The sequence below is a fragment of the Alcanivorax hongdengensis A-11-3 genome, from assembly GCF_000300995.1.
Lineage (GTDB): Bacteria > Pseudomonadota > Gammaproteobacteria > Pseudomonadales > Alcanivoracaceae > Alcanivorax > Alcanivorax hongdengensis.
The window spans coordinates 1-734 of sequence record NZ_AMRJ01000085.1 but is presented as its reverse complement, the minus strand read 5'-3'; the positions used below and the strand labels follow the sequence as shown (position 1 = coordinate 734).

At 55.3% G+C, this 734-nt stretch carries 1 protein-coding gene; it reads right to left on the bottom strand.

Features of this window, described 5'->3' with window-relative positions; genetic code table 11:
* Positions 1 to 46: 46 nt before the first annotated feature.
* The coding region (locus A11A3_RS17170) for an IS110 family transposase (RefSeq protein WP_008930597.1) at positions 47 to 734 on the bottom strand (688 nt) is incomplete at its 5' end.

Sequence of the window (734 nt, the reverse complement as noted above, 5' to 3'; positions counted from 1 at the left end):
TAACAAGCGACTGTGATCCCAAATCAACCCTGTAGCCGACTTTATTTCATGCCATCTGCCATGGTCTCTGGTCGCGGATCATGGCATTTAGAATGGTCATCATCTTCCTCATGCAGGCAGTAATCGCGACCTTCTTGTGTTTGCCTTGCGCGATGAGTCTTAAGTAAAAACTGCGCATCACCGGGTTGTGCTGGATGGCACTCAGCATGGCCATATAGAGCACGGTTCTGATCGGTGCGCGACCGCCTTTGATGCGCCGTTTTCCCTTCATCGAACCGCTGTCCTTGTTGAAGGGTGCCAGTCCACATAAGGCCGCCACTTCACGGCTGCTCAGGTTGCCGAGTTCGGGCAGCTCGCCCAGAAGGGTAAAAGCCACGCCATCGCCAATGCCCGGCACGGTGCTCAGCAGGGTATAGGTCTGCTGCCATTCCTCGATGTCGCGCATTGCAGCGGTCAATTTGCTGTTAATCCAGGCGATCTCTTTATCGATCAGTTTGAGGGCGGCGACATGCGAGCGAGCAACGATCCTGGAGGCCTTTTGCAGCCGATTCAGTTCCTGGGTGCGCATCTCGTTGAGCTGCCGTTTGCGTGCGAGTAACTCCCTGAATGCGCGGATATTCTTGCTGGATATCGGTCGTACCTCCGGCTGGATTTGCGCACTGAACAGCGCAATAACCTGCGCATCCAGTTTGTCGGTCTTGGCCATCACGCCCTTGATGCGGGCGAAGTTACGC